The sequence below is a fragment of the Massilia eburnea genome (assembly GCF_009720745.1).
Taxonomy (GTDB): Bacteria; Pseudomonadota; Gammaproteobacteria; order Burkholderiales; family Burkholderiaceae_D; genus Rugamonas; species Rugamonas eburnea.
In genome coordinates this window covers 1-18095 of the sequence record NZ_WNKX01000035.1, presented here as the reverse complement: position 1 = coordinate 18095, position 18095 = coordinate 1, and the positions used below count along the sequence as shown (strand labels likewise).

Annotated in this window: 21 protein-coding genes; 10 read left to right on the top strand and 11 right to left on the bottom strand. The window is 62.6% G+C overall.

Annotated features, from left to right (window positions below):
- Positions 1 to 47: 47 nt before the first annotated feature.
- From GM658_RS26455 to pgi, 5 genes are all read right to left on the bottom strand, one after another.
- The gene (locus GM658_RS26455) at positions 48 to 644 is read right to left on the bottom strand and encodes a cytochrome b/b6 domain-containing protein (protein WP_155457110.1); all 597 of its coding nucleotides are present in this window, start codon (positions 642 to 644) and stop codon (positions 48 to 50) included.
- Positions 645 to 758: 114 nt separating this feature from the next.
- Positions 759 to 1613: an SIS domain-containing protein gene (locus tag GM658_RS26450; protein WP_155457109.1), complete on the bottom strand. Its 855-nt coding sequence runs from the start codon at positions 1611 to 1613 to the stop codon at positions 759 to 761.
- A complete protein-coding gene (gene zwf, locus GM658_RS26445; protein ID WP_155457108.1) occupies positions 1613 to 3085 on the bottom strand; it encodes a glucose-6-phosphate dehydrogenase in 1473 nt (490 codons plus the stop codon). The genes GM658_RS26450 and zwf overlap by 1 nt, the downstream gene beginning before the upstream one ends.
- A 34-nt stretch (positions 3086 to 3119) precedes the next feature.
- Entirely contained in the window at positions 3120 to 4013 is an 894-nt protein-coding gene (locus GM658_RS26440) for an SMP-30/gluconolactonase/LRE family protein (protein ID WP_155457107.1), read from the bottom strand.
- Entirely contained in the window at positions 4010 to 5659 is a 1650-nt protein-coding gene (gene pgi / locus GM658_RS26435) for a glucose-6-phosphate isomerase (protein ID WP_155457106.1), read from the bottom strand. Before pgi ends, GM658_RS26440 begins: the two co-directional genes overlap by 4 nt.
- 186 nt (positions 5660 to 5845) lie before the next feature.
- Here pgi and edd point away from each other — a divergent pair, with 186 nt between their 5' ends.
- Genes edd through GM658_RS26395 form a run of 8 tightly spaced genes read left to right on the top strand, consistent with a single transcriptional unit; the run spans position 5846 to position 12573 of the window.
- Entirely contained in the window at positions 5846 to 7768 is a 1923-nt protein-coding gene (gene edd, locus GM658_RS26430) for a phosphogluconate dehydratase (protein ID WP_155457105.1), read from the top strand.
- A gap of 1 nt (position 7769) precedes the next feature.
- Positions 7770 to 8390, top strand: a complete 621-nt coding sequence (gene eda / locus GM658_RS26425; protein ID WP_155457104.1) for a bifunctional 4-hydroxy-2-oxoglutarate aldolase/2-dehydro-3-deoxy-phosphogluconate aldolase — start codon at positions 7770 to 7772, stop codon at positions 8388 to 8390.
- Positions 8390 to 8914: a Rhs element Vgr protein gene (locus tag GM658_RS26420; protein ID WP_155457103.1), complete on the top strand. Its 525-nt coding sequence runs from the start codon at positions 8390 to 8392 to the stop codon at positions 8912 to 8914. Before eda ends, GM658_RS26420 begins: the two co-directional genes overlap by 1 nt.
- Positions 8915 to 8966: 52 nt before the next feature.
- A complete protein-coding gene (locus GM658_RS26415; RefSeq protein WP_155457102.1) occupies positions 8967 to 9524 on the top strand; it encodes a cysteine hydrolase family protein in 558 nt (185 codons plus the stop codon).
- Positions 9525 to 9542: 18 nt separating this feature from the next.
- The gene (locus GM658_RS26410) at positions 9543 to 10742 is read left to right on the top strand and encodes a DUF3667 domain-containing protein (protein ID WP_155457101.1); all 1200 of its coding nucleotides are present in this window, start codon (positions 9543 to 9545) and stop codon (positions 10740 to 10742) included.
- A 49-nt stretch (positions 10743 to 10791) separates the two neighbouring features.
- Entirely contained in the window at positions 10792 to 11835 is a 1044-nt protein-coding gene (locus GM658_RS26405) for an acyl-CoA dehydrogenase family protein (RefSeq protein WP_229417081.1), read from the top strand.
- Positions 11832 to 12212, top strand: a complete 381-nt coding sequence (locus GM658_RS26400; protein WP_155457099.1) for a hypothetical protein — start codon at positions 11832 to 11834, stop codon at positions 12210 to 12212. Before GM658_RS26405 ends, GM658_RS26400 begins: the two co-directional genes overlap by 4 nt.
- 10 nt (positions 12213 to 12222) lie before the next feature.
- Positions 12223 to 12573 carry a DUF3147 family protein gene (locus tag GM658_RS26395; RefSeq protein WP_155457098.1) on the top strand — a complete coding sequence of 117 codons (351 nt, stop codon included), beginning with the start codon at positions 12223 to 12225 and terminating at the stop codon, positions 12571 to 12573.
- Here GM658_RS26395 and GM658_RS26390 read toward each other — a convergent pair.
- From GM658_RS26390 to GM658_RS26375, 4 genes are read right to left on the bottom strand one after another with little or no spacing between them, the layout of a single operon-like run.
- Positions 12538 to 13107: a dihydrofolate reductase family protein gene (locus GM658_RS26390; protein WP_155457097.1), complete on the bottom strand. Its 570-nt coding sequence runs from the start codon at positions 13105 to 13107 to the stop codon at positions 12538 to 12540. The two genes, GM658_RS26395 and GM658_RS26390, sit on opposite strands and share 36 nt — an antisense overlap.
- Entirely contained in the window at positions 13104 to 14060 is a 957-nt protein-coding gene (locus GM658_RS26385) for a GGDEF domain-containing protein (protein WP_155457096.1), read from the bottom strand. Before GM658_RS26385 ends, GM658_RS26390 begins: the two co-directional genes overlap by 4 nt.
- A complete protein-coding gene (locus tag GM658_RS26380) occupies positions 14057 to 14686 on the bottom strand; it encodes a chemotaxis protein CheC (RefSeq protein ID WP_155457095.1) in 630 nt (209 codons plus the stop codon). Before GM658_RS26380 ends, GM658_RS26385 begins: the two co-directional genes overlap by 4 nt.
- Before the next feature lie 2 nt (positions 14687 to 14688).
- Entirely contained in the window at positions 14689 to 15054 is a 366-nt protein-coding gene (locus tag GM658_RS26375) for a response regulator (protein ID WP_155457094.1), read from the bottom strand.
- An 80-nt stretch (positions 15055 to 15134) separates the two neighbouring features.
- Here GM658_RS26375 and rpiA point away from each other — a divergent pair, with 80 nt between their 5' ends.
- Positions 15135 to 15812 (top strand): ribose-5-phosphate isomerase RpiA, encoded by a 678-nt coding sequence (rpiA, locus tag GM658_RS26370; protein ID WP_155457093.1) that lies wholly within the window; start codon positions 15135 to 15137, stop codon positions 15810 to 15812.
- Positions 15813 to 15834: 22 nt separating this feature from the next.
- On the top strand, positions 15835 to 16197 hold the full coding sequence (locus GM658_RS26365; protein WP_155457092.1) for a hypothetical protein: 363 nt from the start codon (positions 15835 to 15837) through the stop codon (positions 16195 to 16197).
- A 100-nt stretch (positions 16198 to 16297) separates the two neighbouring features.
- Here the strand turns inward: GM658_RS26365 and GM658_RS26360 are convergent, their stop codons facing one another.
- Entirely contained in the window at positions 16298 to 16570 is a 273-nt protein-coding gene (locus GM658_RS26360) for an oxidative damage protection protein (RefSeq protein WP_057261247.1), read from the bottom strand.
- A 29-nt stretch (positions 16571 to 16599) separates the two neighbouring features.
- The gene (argA, locus tag GM658_RS26355; RefSeq protein ID WP_155457091.1) at positions 16600 to 17910 is read right to left on the bottom strand and encodes an amino-acid N-acetyltransferase; all 1311 of its coding nucleotides are present in this window, start codon (positions 17908 to 17910) and stop codon (positions 16600 to 16602) included.
- Positions 17911 to 18095 lie beyond the last annotated feature (185 nt).

Below are 18095 nucleotides of genomic sequence, written 5' to 3'. Positions count from 1 at the left end.
GGCACTAACACGCTGCGCTGTTTTGGACCGTTCATCATGGTCAGTCCTTAGCGGCCGCGCAGCATGGCGATCAATGTGCGCGGGACCAGGGCCACCATCGCCACATGCACGACAAAGAAGGCAACGAGGGCCGCCATGGCGAAGAAGTGAATCCTCCGCGCCCCTTCATAACCGCCCAGCAATTCCCGCAGGTGCGGGAATTGCACAGACTTCCAAAGCACAAGTCCCGACAGAACGAGGAGAATGCTATCAACCATGACGAACACGTAGGCCAGGCGCTGCACACTATTGTAGTGGCGCAGGTCTTCGTGGGACAGCTTTCCCTTCAGGGCTGCGCGCAGTTCCTGCAGCACCCCGCGCGGCGAAATCGGGAAGAATTGCCGCCACAGGCGGCCGCTGAATACATTGATCAGCAAGTACAGGAGACCGTTGGCAACCAGCAGCCACATTGCAGCGAAATGCCACTGCAGGGCGCCGGCAAGCCAGCCTCCCAATGTCAAACCGCGCGGAATGCCGAAACCCAGGAATTCGGTGGAGTCATAGATCCGCCAGCCGCTTGTCACGAGAAGCAGCACGGCGATGGCGTTGAGCCAGTGCGTAATGCGTAGCCAGACCGGGTGGATAAGGCGTTCATCAGCGGGCATTTCGGACTCCGTGCGGGACCAATGCACGGGATAGGTTACAACCTTTGCTAACCAACTAGCATTATTTTTGGTGCAAAAATTGCATCCTGAGGCGGGAACGCAACGAACGCCGCGTCAGCCGATGAAGGAGTCGAACTGCATGTCGAATTCCTGCAGGGCCTTTTGGGCGTTCTGCATCTTCTTGCGGAATTCGGGGCCGCGTTTCAGGGCCAGGCCGACGGCGAGGACGTCGATGACCACCAGGTAGGCCAGGCGGGCTGAGATCGGCGTGTACGGGTCGGTATTGAAAATCAGGTCGATCGGAATCAGCACCGTCGCCGTTTCAGCCAGCGGTGTGCCGGAGGGGGCCAGCACGATGACGTCCGCGCCGCCTTCCTTCGCCAGCTTGGCCGAGCGCACCAGCGCAGGGCTGTTGCCGCGCTGGGAAATTGCCACCACCGCGTCGCCTTCATGCAGCAGGGCCGCGGAAATGCTGTGGATTGCCGGGTCGGCGTAAGCCACGGTCGGTACACCGGAGCGGAAGAACTTGTGCTGCGCATCCGCCGCCACAATGCCGGAAGTGCCATGGCCGTAGAACTCGATCTTGCGCGCGCGCGACAGGATGTCGAGCGCTTTCTGCACCGGTTCCGCGTGCAGGTTGTTGCGCAGGTCCAGCAGCGTGTTGATGGAGCGGCTGCAGATCTTGTTCACCAGGTCGGACGCCAGGTCATCCTGCGCCGGCTGGTCGTTCAGGCCGGGCAGGGCGAGGGCCAGGCCCTGCGCCAGCTTCAGCTTGAACTCATGCCAGCCGTCGTAGCCGAGCGTACGGCAGAAACGCACCACGGTCGGTTCGGACACTTGCGCAGTCTTGGCCAGCGCCGTGATGTTGGCGCCCACCGTGCGGGTCGGATTGTCTAGCACCGCCAGCGCGACTTTACGCTCCGATTTGGAGAGTGAGTCGATCTGGGTGCGGATGGAGTCGAGCAGCATTAGTCTTCTGGTAAGGCTTCTTCACGCCATTGTAGCCCGTCGCGCCCGATCAGTGCGCTGGCGGCGGCCGGGCCCCAGGTGCCGGAGGCGTATGGCAGGGGGGCGGAATCGTCCTGCTCCCAGTTGTTCAGGATCGGTTCGACCCATTCCCATGCGGCTTCCAGCTCGTCGCCGCGCATGAACAGGGTCAGTTGGCCGCGCAGCACGTCCAGCAGCAGGCGCTCGTAGGCATCCATGCGCGGCATCTTGAACGTTTCGCGGAAGTCCAGTTCCAGTTCCGCGGGCTTCAGGCGCATGCCTTCACCCGGGGTCTTGGCCATCAGGTTCATGCGCAGGCCTTCGTCCGGCTGCAGCCGGATCACCAGCGAATTCGGCTGGAAGCTGGAAGTCGGCTGGTTGAAGATCGAGTGCGGGATCTGCTTGAAGCGCACCACGATTTCGGCCAGCGAATCGGCCATGCGTTTTCCGGTGCGCAGGTAGAACGGCACGCCGGCCCAGCGCCAGGTGTCGATTTCCACTTTCATGGCGACGAAGGTTTCGGTCTTCGAATTCTGCGGCGCTTCCGGCTCGTCGCGGTAGCTTGGCACAGCTTGGCCTTCCACGTGGCCGGCCCGGTACTGGCCGCGCACGATGTTCTGCGCCAGCGTAGTCGGGGTAAAGCGCTTCAGGGAACGCAGCACCTGCAGCTTGGAGTCGCGCACTGCGTCCGGTGCGATCGAGGTTGGCGGCTCCATGGCAACGATACAAAGCAGCTGCAGCAGGTGGTTCTGCAGCATGTCGCGCAGGGCGCCGGACGTGTCGTAGTAGCCGATGCGGTTGCCCACGCCCAGTTTCTCGGCGATGGTGATCTGCACGTCGGAGATCCACTCGCGGCGCCACAGCGGTTCGAACAGGATGTTACCGAAGCGCAGGGCCAGCAGGTTCTGCACGGTTTCTTTACCGAGGTAGTGGTCGATACGGTAGATCTGCTGTTCTTCGAAGACCTTGCCCACTTCCTTGTTGATCTGCTTGGCCGAAGCCAGGTCGCGGCCGAGCGGCTTCTCCAGCACCACGCGTGAATTCGGGGTCGCCAGGCCGTTATCCTTCAGGTTGTCGCAAATGCGCGAGAACAGGGCAGGCGGGGTGGCCAGGTAGTAGACGCGGGTGATCGCCGGATTCTTGCGCAGTGCTTCCACCAGGCCCTTGTAGGTCTTCGAGTCGGTGGCGTCCAGCGCGACGTAGACGATGCGCGCGATGAAGCGGTTCCAGTTTTCGTCGGTGGCGCTGCTTGACTTGATATGGGGACGCGAAGTCGTCGTCACCATATTGATGAACTCTTCCTGTGTGCTTTCCTGGCGGCCGACGCAAACGATGCGCGCGGTCGGGGGCAGGTCGCCGCAAACATCGCGGCTGAACATAGCAGGCAGCAATTTGCGCATTGCGAGGTCGCCGCTGCCGCCAAACAGAACCAGGTCGAAATCAGAGAGAGCCATAATCGTCTTCAGGTAAGTTAATACAGGGTTTACTTCAGTCTATGTAAGCGGGTTCAATGCGGCCGGCCACCGGCACGCGCACCGACAAAATCTTGCCGGTGAGCGGGAAGGCCGCCAGCTCTTCCGCCGGACGCTTGCCGGCGGTGGTGATGTACAGGGTTTGCAGATCGTCGCCGCCGAAAGCCACCATGGTCGGGCAGCGCACCGGCAGGCGGATCTCGTCCAGCTGGTCGCCCTGCGGCGACAGCTTGAGAATGCGGCCGCCCTCGAACATCGCGACCCAGTAATTGCCTTCGCTGTCCACCGCGGCGCCGTCCGGGCGGCCGCCGTAATCGGCCGCCGACTTGTCGGTGCTGAAGCGGCGTACCTCGCGTTCATCGCTGACGGTGCCCGACAGCAGGTCGAAAGCGAACCGGGTCACGCGGTGGCTGGCCGTCTCGGCATGGAACATGGTCTTGCCGTCCGGGCTGAAGCCCAGGCCATTCGAATTCACCATGCCGCCGGACCAGACCTTGCGCACCTGGCCGCGTTCCAGCACGAACATCTCGGCCGCCGGCTTGTCGCGCGGCTCGTAAATCGTGCCGCACCAGAAACGGCCCGCCGCGTCGCACTTGCCGTCGTTGAAGCGGGTGGTGGACTGGTCGTAAGGCGCTTCCGCCACCAGCTCCATTTCGCCGGTCTCGGGATTGAAGTGCGAAAAACCGCGGCGCTGGGCGACCATCAGGCCGCCGCTTGCCGCGCGTGCCAGCGAAGAAGATTCGCTGTCGACTTTCCATTGCGTATGTTCGCCGCTGGCGGTGCGCAGCCGATGGATGGCGAAGCCTTCGATATCGACCCAGTACAGGGCCTTCTCGTCCGGCACCCACAGCGGGCTTTCGCCCACCGTCATGGTGGCGTTGCAGGCGACGTCGATCTTGTATTGGCTCATTGGATTTGCGCCGCTTTGGCCATCACGATCAGGCCGTTGGTCGAGCTGTCATGGGCTTCCGGATCGGCCTTGCCGGTCAATTCGGCCTGGATCTTCTTGGCCAGCACCTTGCCCAGTTCCACTCCCCACTGGTCGAAACTGGCGATGTTCCAGATCACCCCCTGCACAAAAGTCTTGTGTTCGTACAGGGCGATCAGGGCGCCCAGTGCCGATGGCGTCAGCTGGTCCATCAGGATGGTGTTGGAAGGGCGGTTGCCTGGGAAAGTCTTGTGCGGCACCAGCTCTTCCAATTCGGCTGGCGGCACATTGGCGCCTTTCAGTTCGGCGCGCACTTCATCTTCGGTCTTGCCTTTCATGAAGGCTTCCGACTGGGCGAAGCAGTTTGCCAGCAGGGCGTCGTGGTGGCCCGGCAGGTCGTGCGTGGCGCGCAGGGCGGCGATGAAATCGATCGGCGTGATGTCGCTGCCCTGGTGCAGCAGCTGGAAATAGGCATGCTGCGCGTTGGTCCCGCACTCGCCCCAGACCACAGGGCAGGTTGGCGTATCGACAGGCTGGCCGTTCTTGGTCACGCGCTTGCCGTTGCTCTCCATGTCGAGTTGCTGCAGGTAGGCAGGGAAACGGTTCAGGTCCTGGTGGTAGGGCGCGATCGACAGCGAGCTGGCGCCCAGGAACTGGCGGTTCCAGAAGCCGATCAGTGCCAGCAGCACCGGCATATTCGCTTCCAGCGGCGCTTCGCGGAAATGTTCATCCATGGCGTGCGCGCCTTCCAGGAAGGCCTGGAAGTAGCCGAAGCCGATCGCAACCGCCACCGACAGGCCGATTGCCGACCACACGGAATAGCGGCCGCCAACCCAGTCCCAGAACGGGAACATGTTTTCGGGATCGATGCCGAAGGTGCGCACGGCGTCGGTGTTGGTGGACACCGCGACAAAGTGGCGCGGCAGGTCGGTTTCCTTGGCCTTGGCCAGGAACCAGCTGCGCGCAGTCTGCGCATTCAGCATGGTTTCCGCCGTGGTGAAAGTCTTGGAGGCGACGATGAACAGCGTGGTCTCGGGATTCACTTGCGCCAGCACGGCATCCATATCGTGGCCGTCCACATTGGAGACGAAGTGCATCTTCAGGCGCGGGTGGCAGTAGGAACGCAGGGCCAGAACCGCCATCTTCGGCCCCAGGTCGGAGCCGCCGATGCCGATATTGACCACGTCCGTGATCGGTTTGCCGGTATGACCCAGCCAGCCGCCATTGCGCACTTTGTCGGTGAAGACCTTGATGCGGTCCAGGACTGCGTGCACGTCGGCGTTCACGTCCTGGCCATCGACCTTCAGGGCCTTGCCGCGCGGCATACGCAGGGCGGTGTGCAGCACGCTGCGGCGTTCGGTAATATTGATTTTCTCGCCAGCGAACATGGCATCGCGCTGCTCGGCTACGCCACGTGTGCGCGCCAGGTGCACCAGCAATTGCATGGTTTCGTCGTTGGCGCGGTTCTTGGAATAGTCCAGGAACAGGCCTGCGGCATCCACCGTCATGCGCGGAAAGCGGCCCGGGTCCTTCTGGAACAACTGGCGCATATGCCAGTCGCGGGCATCGTGGGCGTGGTTTTCGAGGGCCTGGTAGGCGGCGGTGGAGGTCAGGGCGGGTAAGCGCATAATGTCCGGTGCGTATGGTTTTATGAATTGTGCTTAACTATACAGGAAAAATCGGTAAATTCACTACAAATCTTTCGCTATATTGGTTGATTCCGGGACTTGAAAGCGTGTTCTAACGCATTTGAGACGCTCGCGGTTGGAAATTTTGTAGTAAAATTTCCGGAAATTCATTGAAAAGGAACGATCATGCCGTTGCATCCAGTCCTGGAAAAAGTCACCGCGCGCGTCATCCAGCGCAGCCGCGTCTCCCGCGGCGCCTACCTGGCGCACCTCGAAGCGGCCCGTGTCAAAGGCCGCCCTCAGCGCGGCACGCTGGCCTGCACTAACCTGGCGCACGGTTTTGCCGCTTTCCCGGCGAACGACAAACTGATCCTGAAGGAAGTGAAGAAGCCTTCCGTGGCGATCATCTCGGCTTATAACGACATGCTGTCGGCCCACCAGCCCTTCGAAGTCTTCCCGGCCATCATCAAGGACGCGGTGCGCAAGGTTGGCGCGGTAGCGCAGTTCGCAGGCGCAACGCCGGCCATGTGCGATGGCGTAACCCAGGGCCAGCCGGGCATGGAGTTGTCGCTGTTCTCGCGCGATGCGATCGCCATGTCGACTGCCATCGGCCTGTCCCACAATATGTTCGACTCCGTGCTGTACCTGGGCGTGTGCGACAAGATCGTGCCCGGCCTGCTGATCGGCGCACTGCACTTCGGCCACCTGCCTGCGGTATTCGTGCCGGCCGGCCCGATGACTTCCGGCCTGTCGAACAAAGAGAAAGCCGCCATCCGCCAGCGCTACGCGCAAGGCAAGGCCACTCGCGAAGAACTGCTGGAAGGGGAGGCCCAGTCCTATCATGGCGCCGGCACTTGCACTTTCTACGGTACCGCCAACTCCAACCAGCTGCTGATGGAAATCATGGGCCTGCACCTGCCGGGCGCCGCTTTCATCAATCCGAACACCCCGCTGCGCGATGCGCTGACCGCTGCCGCCGCCCAGCACGCGGCCCGCATCACCGAGATGGGCAATGAATACATGCCGGTCGGTCATATCGTCGACGAAAAAGCCATCATCAACGCCGTGGTGGGCCTGCTGGCTACCGGCGGTTCGACCAACCACACCCTGCACCTGGTGGCGATTGCCAAGGCGGCCGGCGTCGTGATCGACTGGGACGATTTCAACGAACTGTCCTCCGTCGTGCCGCTGTTGTGCCGCATCTACCCGAACGGCGACGCTGACGTGAACCATTTCCACGCCGCCGGCGGTACCGGCTTCGTCATCCGTGAATTGCTGGATGCCGGCCTGCTGCACGAAGACGTCAATACCATCCTGGGCAAGGGGCTGCGCGCGCACTGCGCCGAGCCGTTCCTGAACGACGACGCGACCGGCGTCATTTTCAAGGATGCCCCGCTCAAGAGCGCCGACGAGAAGGTGCTGCGCGGCGCTGCCGACCCGTTCTCGAAAGACGGCGGCATGGTGCTGGTGCAGGGCAACCTGGGCCGCGCCATCATGAAAGTCTCCGCAGTGAAGGAAGAACACCGTACGGTGGAAGCGCCTGCGCTGGTCTTCGATTCGCAGGAAGCCTTCATGGACGCTTACAAGGCCGGCGAACTGGATCGCGACTTCGTGGCCGTGATCCGCTTCCAGGGCCCGCGCGCCAACGGCATGCCTGAACTGCACTCCCTGACCCCGGCACTGGCCAACCTGCAGGACGCCGGCCGCAAGGTCGCCCTGGTGACCGACGGCCGCATGTCGGGCGCTTCGGGCAAGGTGCCGGCCGCGATTCACGTGTCGCCGGAAATCCTGGCTGGCGGGCCACTGGGCCTGGTGCGCGACGGCGACATCATCCGCGTCTGTGCTTCGACCGGCACGCTGGAAGCACTGGTGTCGTCCGAAGTGTGGCATGGCCGCTCGATGGCGCAAGCGGACCTGTCGCCAAACCAGATCGGCATGGGCCGCGAACTGTTCTCCATGTTCCGCAGCACCGTGAGCGAAGCGGAGCAGGGCGCAACCACCTTCCCGCTGCCGTCGCCGATCCCGACCACCGTGCTGCTGCATGGTAAAGAAGACGTGGGCATGACCGTGCCCGGTTCCGATGAAGATTTCCTCGCAAAGAAAGCCTGACATGACCCTGCTCGACATTATGCGTACTTCCGCCGTGATCCCTGTGATTGCGATTGACGACCCTGACCACGCCGTGCCGCTGGCAAAAGCGCTGGTGGCAGGCGGCATCCGCGTGCTGGAAGTGACCCTGCGCACCCAGCACGGCCTGGGCGCGATCCGCGCCATGAGCCAGGTGGAAGGCGCCATCGTCGGCGTCGGCACGCTGACCCAGCCTGAAGAATTCGCTGCCGCACGCGACGCTGGCGCCGTGTTCGGCGTCTCGCCGGGCCTGACCGATGCGCTGATCGGCGCCGCCAAGTCCAGTGGCTTGCCGCTGCTGCCGGGCGTGATGACTCCGTCCGAGGTGATGAAAGCGCGTGAACAAGGCTTCAAGCAATTGAAACTGTTCCCGGCCGTTCCAGCCGGCGGCGTCGGCATGTTGAACGCGATTGCCGGCCCACTGTCGGACGTCGTGTTCTGCCCGACCGGCGGCATTTCGCAAGACACCGCGCCTGCCTTCCTGTCCCGGAAGAACGTGGCCTGCGTCGGCGGCTCCTGGCTGACCCCGAAAGACGCCATGCAAGCCGGCGACTGGGACCGCATCACCGCCATCGCCAAGGCGGCCAGCGCCCTGCGCCACTGATGGAAGTCATCGCCCGACCTTTGACGTCGGGTGAGATCGCGCTGGCCCGGCTGGTGTTCGGCAGCGCGATCGACTACCGGCGGGTGCGCATCCACAACACCCGCTTCATCCCTTTCCTGCAGCGAAAAGACGTCTGCATCACGCCCAACGGCGAACTGTATTTCCACATTTCCCGCTACCGCCCGGACTTCTCGCTCGCCACGCCGCCCGAGCAGCAATGGTTCATGCACGAGATGGCGCACGTATGGCAGTACCAGCTTGGCTACCCCGTCATGTGGCGCGGCGCCATCCGGCTTGGCTTGCGCTATGACTACGAAGTGTCGCCCCAGCTGCGCCTGTGCGACTTCAATATGGAAGCGCAGGCCGAAGTCCTGGCCGATTACTTTGCACTCGTCTACCAGCGCGAGAGCGATCCCGGCGTTTATGCCGACATGCTGTGCGACTTCCTGCGCGACCCGTCCTCGCCGTCCAACCTGCCGCGCATGCTTTTCTCGCGGCCGCCTGAGCGGCCCGGGGGCTGTTAATTTACTAATGATGTGATATCTTTAATGCCCCGAAGATTTCATATCATTTTCAATGCAGAAGACTGCACTGATCATCATCGACATGCAGGTGGGCATGACATGGTCCGGCGCCGCAAAGCGCAACAACCATCAGGCGGAGCATGCCATTGCCAGCCTGCTGGCGCAGTGGCGCGCGCAGGGCGCGCCGGTAATCCATGTCCGGCACATGTCCCGCACGCCGGGATCACCATTCTGGCCGGGCCAGCCCGGCGCTGAATTCCAGCCGGCGCTTTCGCCTTTGGCCAGTGAACATGTAGTGGAGAAAAATGTGCCCGATGCTTTCATCAGCACGGGCCTGGAGCGCTGGCTGCACACGCGCGGGATCGCGGAAGTACTGATCGTTGGCGTCAGCACCAATCATTCAGTTGAGGCGACTGCCCGCACCGCCGGTAACCTGGGCTTCAAGACCTTCGTCGCGGAAGATGGCTGTTATGCCTATGCACAAACCGATTTCGACGGAGTGCATCGTAGCCCGCAAGAGGTTCACGCCATGGCACTGTCGAATTTGCACGGCGAGTACGCCACCGTCATCAAGTCGCAAGACGCTGTTTCGCAATTACTATTCAAATAAGTTAGTGGGGGATGTTCAATGGGACTCGAGATTGAAGCAGCAGGCGATTTGTTGACGGCCAGCCTGGTGGCGTCGGAAGTTGAGGGCGACGCTGGCAAGACCGGCGAACATGCCCACGGCGCGCCTTGCGCCAATTGCGGCACTCCGGTGCATGGCAATTACTGCGGCCAATGCGGCCAGAAGGGCCACTTGCACAAATCGGTGCTGCACTTGGGCGAAGAGTTGATCCACGGCCTGTTCCACTTCGACACCAAAGGATGGCGCACCTTGCCGCTGCTGGTCGCGCGCCCAGGCCAGCTGACGCGCCGCTACATCGACGGCCAGCGCACCCGCTTCGTATCGCCGCTGGCGCTGTTCCTGTTCATGATGTTCTTCATGTTCTTCATTTTCTCGCTGACGATGGGCACCAGTTCAGAGCCTGCCACCGTCTCCGAAGGCAAGGACGGCAAGGCCCGCTTCGAACAGAAAATGACGAAGAAGATCGAAGCCCAGAAGGAAGCGATCGCCGAGGCTGAGAGCGAGCTGAAAGAAGCGGAACCTGGCAGCGCCGATGCGGAGTCCGCCAAACGCCATCTGGAAGCGGCGCAGAAAAAGCTCGATGGCCTGAATGCCGGTTTGGCTGCCGGCAAGGTCGCCATGAGCAGCACCAGCAAATTCACCGAGACTGCACCGGCGCCTGAAGGGGCGGACAAGGCAGTGAAGAGCCCTGGCGTGCTGCAGGAAATCGCAAAAGAAATCGATATCACGCCGAAAGCAGACAAGCCGGGCGAGAAGGAAAACACATATTCCGACATCAAGTGGATCAATAAGGGCATCAAGCACGCAGTCGACAACCCTGAGTTGGCCAAGTACAAGCTGAAAAACGCGGCATATAAATATTCGTTCATGCTGGTGCCGATTTCGATGCCCTTCCTGTGGCTGATGTTCTTCTGGCGCCGCGGCATCACGATGTACGACCACGCAGTGTTCTCGCTGTATTCGCTGTCGTTCATGTCGCTGTTGTTCACGGTCGTCGCCACTCTGGGCTACTTCAACTTCGGCGGCTGGGCGGCCAGCCTGTTCGCCTTCGTCCCCCCGGTGCACATGTTCATGCAGCTGCGCGGCACTTACGGCATTTCGCGCTTCGGCGCCTTCTGGCGCACCTGCGTCATGCTGGTCGTAGCGTTCATCGTGCTGACCATGTACGCGCTGGTCGTACTGGCGCTGACTGCCGCGTAATCCTGGCGCGGCGCCGCGCAGGCGAGGACCTCCGGGTAAAATGCCGCCTATGAAAGTTGATATCGACCGAATCCGCGCAGGCGCGGCGGGCGCGGAAGCTGCAAGCTTCCTGCTGCCTGGCCAGCAGGCGCTGATCCATGAACAAGGCTGGCTGAAGATGCTTGCGCCGCGCGCTGCAGGCGGCGCGGAGTTGCCGCTGCCGCAGGTAGTGCGCCTGGAAGAAGCCATCGCGGAGGCGGATGGCAGTATGGGCTGGGTGGTTACGCTGTGCGCGGGTGCAGGGTGGTTCGCGGGCTTCCTGCCGCCAGAAACTGCGCGTGAAATGATCGAGACCCCGAATGTCTGCCTGGCTGGAAGCGGTGCGCCGACCGGTTTCGCGGACAAGGAGGGCGATGGCTACCGCATCACCGGCCGTTGGGACATTGCCAGCGGCGCGCCGATAGCGACGCATTTCACCCTCAATGCCGTCGTGCGCGGGGAGGGCGAGGAGCGCATCCGCGCCTTTGTCGTGCCGGCCGCGCAAGTGGTGGTGGAGCCGACCTGGCGCAGCTTCGGCATGCGCGGCACGGCCTCGCACAGCTATCGCATTGACGGGGCATGGGTGCCCGCCAGTCATGGTTTTACCATCGATCCTGCCTGCGCGACGTCGCCTGGCACGCTATACCGCTTCCCCTTCATGCTGCTGGCGTGGGTGACGCTGTCGGCCAACCTGTCCGGCATGGCGCGACATTTTCTGCAACTGGCGCAGGAAGTCGTCGCGGCGCGCCGCCAGCCGCCTGCCAGCGCTCACGAGGTTCTGGCGCAAGCTGCGGTGGCGCTGGAAGGGGCGCGGGAGCGCATGCTGGCGCTGCTCGATCAAGCCTGGGCGCAAGCGGAGGATGCTACCAGCGTGGCTGGAGGCGCGAGCGGCATCAGCTCCGCGCTGGACACCCAATTGCGCGAAGCATCGATGGCGCTGGTCATCGCTGCGCGGCGGGCGGTGGGAGATATCTACCCTTACTGCGGCCTTCGTGCGGCACAGGAAGACTCTGACATCAACCGCGTCTGGCGCGATTTCCACACCGCCAGCCAGCACGCCCTGTTCTGCCCATGATTGAATTCCTGTTCGAGCTTTTTGGCGAAATCCTGATCCAGTTCATCGTGGAGGTACTGGCGGAAGCCGGCATGCAATCGCTGTTCGAGCGGCGCGAATACAGGCCCAACCCCTGGGTGGCAGGCGTGGGCTACGCCGTGTCAGGAGCGATTGCCGGCGGCGTTACCGTCTGGCTGCTGCCGAACCACATGGTCCACAACGAAATCCTGCGCAAGGTGAATTTGCTGGTGACGCCGCTGGCGGCGGGCGGCATGATGGTCCTCGTGGGCACCTGGCGCGCCAAGCGCGGCGACCCGGTGCTGCGCATCGACCGTTTCGCTTATGGCTATGTGTTCGCCCTGGCGCTGGCGCTGGTCCGTTTTGTTTTTGCACAGTAGGAGAGGGCTGATGGCCTGGCTGATTTTCAAATACCTGGTAACGGCGGGCGTCGTCGTGGCGGTGTCGGAATTTGCGAAACGCAGCGACCGTCTCGGCGCCCTGCTTGCCGCCCTGCCGATGGTGACTGTGCTGGCGCTGATCTGGCTGTACGTCGAACATCAGCCGCAAGAAAAGATCGCGAACCACGCCTGGTACACTTTCTGGTATGTGGTGCCGACGCTGCCGATGTTCCTGGTCTTCCCGTGGCTGCTGCCAAGACTGGGCTTCTGGCCGACGCTGGGCGTCAGCGTGCTGCTGACGATCGGCTGTTTCGCGCTGTTCGCGCTATGCGTGCGGCGCTTCGGGATCGACCTGCTCTGAGCCGATCAGGCGCGTGCTGTAGACATCTTGCACCAGGCCGCCCGGCAGTCGGCGCGTACCGAGGTGGCGCAATGGGATGTCGTGCCCGGTGTGGCCGAATAACGGGATGCCGCGGCCCAGGAGGATGGGGATGGTCGTGATCGTCAGTTCATCCACCAGTGCCTCGCGCAGGAAGCTTTGCACGGTCTGGCCGCCGTCGACATACAGGCCCTTGCAGCCCCTGGCCGCCAGCGCATCGTACAGCAGTCGCACCGGCCCTGGATGCACCTCCACTTTACCTTGCAGCGAAGCCGGAACGTCGTCCAGCATGCGGCTCAGCACCACCACGCGCTTGCCCTCATAAGGCCACTCATCAAAGCCCAGCACGGTTTCGAAGGTGTAGCGGCCCATGACGATTGCATCGATTCCTGTCATGAAGGCATCGTAGCCATGTTCGTCGTTGACCGGCGTGGCAGCCATCAGCCAATCGAGGTTGCCATCCTCGCGGGCGATGTAGCCATCCAGGCTGCTGGCGATAAAGACCGAAGTTTTCATACCGAATGGACTCGGTTGCGGCCGCATGCCTTGGCCTGGTACAGGGCGCGGTCGGCCGCGTTGATCAGTTCATAGACTTCGCCGGCTTGGCCGCTCTCGCTGCTGGCCACGCCGATGCTGATGGTGACGATACGCTCGTCCATGCGCGCCGCCTGGTGCGGAATGCGCAAGTCGCGCACCTTGCGGCACATGGCGTTGGCCATCATGACCGCCGCGTCGCCCGGCGTGTCGGGCAGGATCACCGCGAATTCTTCGCCGCCGTAGCGCGCGAACAGGTCGGCAGGGCGCTGCTGCATGGTGGACAGCGTAGAGGCCACCGCCTCCAGGCAGGCGTCGCCTTGCTGGTGGCCGTAATGGTCGTTGTAGGCCTTGAAGAAGTCGATGTCGAGCATCATCAGCGACAGCGGAGTGCCCATGCGCCGCGCGCGCCGCGTTTCGCGGTCGATCGCCATGTCGAAGTGGCGGCGGTTGGCGACGCCAGTCAGGTCGTCCAGCAGGGTTTGCGAACGCAGTGCAACGGCCTGTTCGCGCAGCAGGTTTTCGCGCTGTACGGCGGCTGATACGTCGGCGACCTGGATCAGGCAATAGCGCTCGTTGTTGCCCAGGTTGAGCGGCGTGACCGTGATCTGCTGCTGCATGCGCTCGCCCTTTTCGGCGGCGGCCTTGCTGCTGTATAGGGGCAACGGCCAGCGGTTCAGGGTTTGCGACAGCAGCGATGGCAGGTTGCTGCGCAATGCCTGACCGATGGCCGCTTCCAGCCGTTTGCCGCGCTGTTCCGGGAACAGGTCGAAGAAGTTGCGTTCCACCGTTTCGGCATCGAGCACGCCAGAGTGCTGGCCCATCCAGCGGTTCCACAGCACCACGCGTTCGCCGGCATCAAGCACCAGCGTGCCGACGTCGATGCAATCGATGACGCCCTGCAGCAGCGGCAGGGACTCGACCGAGCATTTCATGGGCGCTCTCCGCCGACTGAACGGTCAAGGAAGCTGGCCACATGTGCTTTCAGGTCGTGCAGCGCAGTCATGTCCATGATGAAGGCCACGTCGCCGGCGATCTGCTGGCGCTCGATCACGAATTCGATATGCAGCATCAGTACCGCGGTGTCGCCGCTGCCCGCTTGCGCCAGGATCTCTTCGCTGTAGCCGACGTGGTAGTCGGGCAGGGAGCCATTCAATTCATGCCCCAGCAGGTTGGCCAGCGAACCCACGCAGCTATTCAGCAGGATGTTGCCGATCTCGCTCATCGCCTCCTGTTCCATGGCGGTCAGTTCGGCCAGCGGCATGGCCTCGCCCACCATCAGGCGCACGATTTCCTGGCTTTTCTCTTCCGGGAACATGAGGATCGCTTCGGTCTCGAAGGCGCCGCTGTAGTGCTGGCTGATGCCGCACAGGCGCCCATTGCCGCCGCTGCGGCTGGCCAGCAGCTTGGCCGCCGCGCCGCGGGTCAGGAAGCTGATGGCCGGCACCGACATGGTGACGGTTTCGTTGACGATCTCGCTCATGGCGGAGGCAGCCTGGCCCACGCCGATATTGAACAGCTCGACGAGGGCGTCGTGTTCCAGTTCGGTGAGCCGGACCATGGTCAGGCTTCCAGCGGCGCGATCAGCTGCGCGATGCGTTCAGCGGTAATCGGTTTCTCCATGAAGCCGACGCCGATTTCCTGGGCGCGCTGGCGGGTTGCGGCTTGCACATTGGCAGTCAACAGGGATATATGCGCATGGGGCAACATGACACGCAATGCGGCGGCGGCGTCGACCCCGTTCATGCCCGGCATATTCACGTCCAGCAGCACCAGGTCGGGCTGCAGGCCCTTGGCCTTGGCGATGGCCTCGTCGCCGTTGGCGGCTTCCTCCACCACCCAGTCGGCATGGCGCACCTGGATGTGCTGGCGCGTCAGCATGCGCGAAACGCGGCTGTCATCCACAATCAGTACGGTACTAGGCTTCATGGCAGTTTTCCCGGGGCAGGTGTGACAGTTCGGATAAAATAGGCCAACTTTGCTAACCGCTTTATTAATCCATTGTAACTATGACGCAAGACAAATTGAAACATGCTGTTGCTATTTCCGCGATTGAATATGTGATCGACGGTGAAATCATTGGCGTGGGCACCGGTTCCACCGCGAATTTCTTCATCGATGAACTGGGCAAGATCAAGCACCGCATCAAGGGTGCTGTTGCTTCGTCGGAAGCGACCGCTGCGCGCCTGGCTGGCCACGGCATTCCTGTCTATGATCTTAACGAGGTTTCGGAAATCGCGGTGTACATTGACGGCGCCGACGAGATCAACGCTGCCGGCCACATGATCAAGGGCGGCGGCGCGGCCCTGACCCGCGAGAAGATCGTGGCTTCGGTGTCGAAGCAGTTTGTCTGCATCGCAGACGGTTCCAAGTTGGTAGAGACCCTGGGCAAGTTCCCGCTGCCGGTCGAGGTGCTGCCGATGGCCCGCAATGCCGTGATGCGCCAACTGGCAGCCCTGGGCGGCCAGCCTAAAGTGCGCACCAAGGCCGGCTCCGACGAGATTTTCGTGACCGACAATGGCGGCAATATCATCGACGTGTCCGGCCTGTCGATTACCGATCCGGTAGCGCTGGAAACCACCATCAACCAGATCGTCGGCGTGGTTGCCGTCGGCCTGTTCGCCGCTCGCGGCGCCAATGTGTGCCTGCTGGGTACTGCAGAAGGCGTACGTACCCTGAAGTACTAATTTCCTCGCTTAGAAAGAGCCCATGAAACGACTGACCCTGCTGTTGCTTGTTGCCGGTGTGTTGAGCGCTTGTTCCCACAATAAGGAAGTGGCCCAGGCGCCTGTGAAGCGTAAATCTGTGCTGGAAGCGGAAGCTGCTGTGAAGCGGCAGATGATTGACGGCGTGCCGGTTCAAACGGTTGGTTTCCGTGCCGGCGTTTCTTCCGCGACGGTGGAGCGGCTGGCGCGGGCTGAGCAATGCACCGGCGGGCAGGGGGCGGGGCTGGTGACGGAGCCGGGGCCGGTGGAGGTTTACCGGATGGCTTGTGCCAATGGGAAGGTGTTTATGGCGCGCTGCGAATTCAGGCAGTGTGCGCCGATGAAGCAGGATATGGCGAGCCGCTAAACCCGGCAATTCTGGGTCAGACGGGACGGCCATCCGGCAAGGGTCAGACCCAGGTACGCGGCGACCGCTGGCCGAGGGTCTGCCCCAGGTTTACCGGGTTTCAGGCGCTAGGCGGCACGTAACCAGCCGCCTGGTCCGCCCCCTCACCAAAGAAATGCTTCTCCATCTGCGCCGCCAAATACTTGCGCGCGCGCACATCCGCCAGGTTCAGGCGGTTTTCGTTCACCAGCATGGTCTGGTGCTTGATCCAGGCAGCCCAGGCTTCCTTGGACACGGATTCGTAAATACGCTTGCCCAGCTCGCCCGGATATGGCGGGAAGTCCAGGCCTTCGGCTTCCTTGTTCAGTTTGATGCAGTGGACGGTACGGGCCATCTTCGGTACTCCTAAACCAAAAAATACAATTATAAGGTCTTGATCAAGACTTGCGACTTGCGCTGCCAGTTGTAGAGGCGCTGGCGGTCCTTCGGCAGCGCGTCCACCGTGGCAGGGGCAAAGCCGCGCTTGATGAACCAGTGCGCGGTGCGGGTCGTCAGCACGAACAGCTTGCTGATGCCCTGCGCCCGGGCGCGGTTTTCCATGTGCTTGAGGATGCGCTCGCCGTCGCCCTGGGCTTGCACGTCAGGGTTGACAGTAAGGCATGCCATTTCGGCCATTTTTTCTTCCGGGAAGACGTACAGCGCGGCGCAGCCGAAGATCACGCCGTCGTGCTCGATGACCGAGAACATCTCGATTTCGCGTTCGATCAGCTCGCGGCCGCGCTTGACCAGGGTGCCGTCGGCTTCCAGCGGTTCGATCAGCTTGATGATGCCGCCCACGTCTTCGATGGTGGCAGGGCGCAGCGATTCCAGGTTCTCGTGCGAGATCATGGTGCCCACGCCGTCGTGGGTGAACAGCTCAAGCAGGGCCGAGCCGTCCATCGCAAACGGTACGATATGCGCACGCTCGACGCCGTTGTTGCAGGCCTTGACGCAGTGCTTCAGGTAGTAGGCGGTGGCGTCGGGCAGGAAGCCCGCTTGCAGCACGGCTTCCGCCTGGTGCGAGGACAGTTCGCGGATTTCGGTGCCGCCGGCGTCGGTCATCATCTCGGTTTCGGTGATGAAGACCAGCTTGTCGGCGTGCAGGGCGATGGCGGCGGTGCAGGCCACGTCTTCCATCGTCAGGTTGAAAGTCTCGCCGGTCGGGGAGAAGCCCAGCGGCGACAGCAGCACCACGCCGTCCGACCCCATGATCGAGTGGATGGTCTCGGCGTCCACCTTTCGTGTCAGGCCGGTCAGCTCGAAGTCCACGCCGTCGATCACCCCCAGCGGACGGGCGGTGATGAAGTTGCCGGAAATGATACGGATCGCGGCATGCGACATCGGCGTATTCGGCAAGCCCTGGCTGAAGGCAGCCTCGATATCCAGGCGCAGTTCGCCGGCGGCTTCCTTGGCGCATTCCATGGCGGCCGTGTCGGTGATGCGCACGCCGTTGTGGAAGCGGCCTTCCACGTTGCGCAGCGCGAGCTGCTCGGCGACCTGCGGGCGCGAGCCGTAGACCACGGTGACGTTGATGTCCAGCGCGTGCAGCAGCGACAGGTCGTGCGCCAGCACCGACAAGGCGCCGGAGGCAACCAGTTCACCGGGGAAGGCGACTACGAAGGTCTTGCCGCGGAAGGCGTGGACGTAAGGCGCTACGGAGCGCAGCCAGGAGACGAATTGGATAGGGTTTTCCATTATCCGCGCATTATAATGCGCTGCGCGGTTTTCGCGCCCAAACTATGTAAAAAACGATGTCTGAAGCAAGCAAGAAGAATCCTCCCCAGCAACCATCCGTCCCGCGGCAGCCGGGCGAACGGCGCCGCGCCGCCGGCCAGCCAGGCCAGCAGCCCCGCCGCGCGCCTGCAGGTGATGCGCCACGC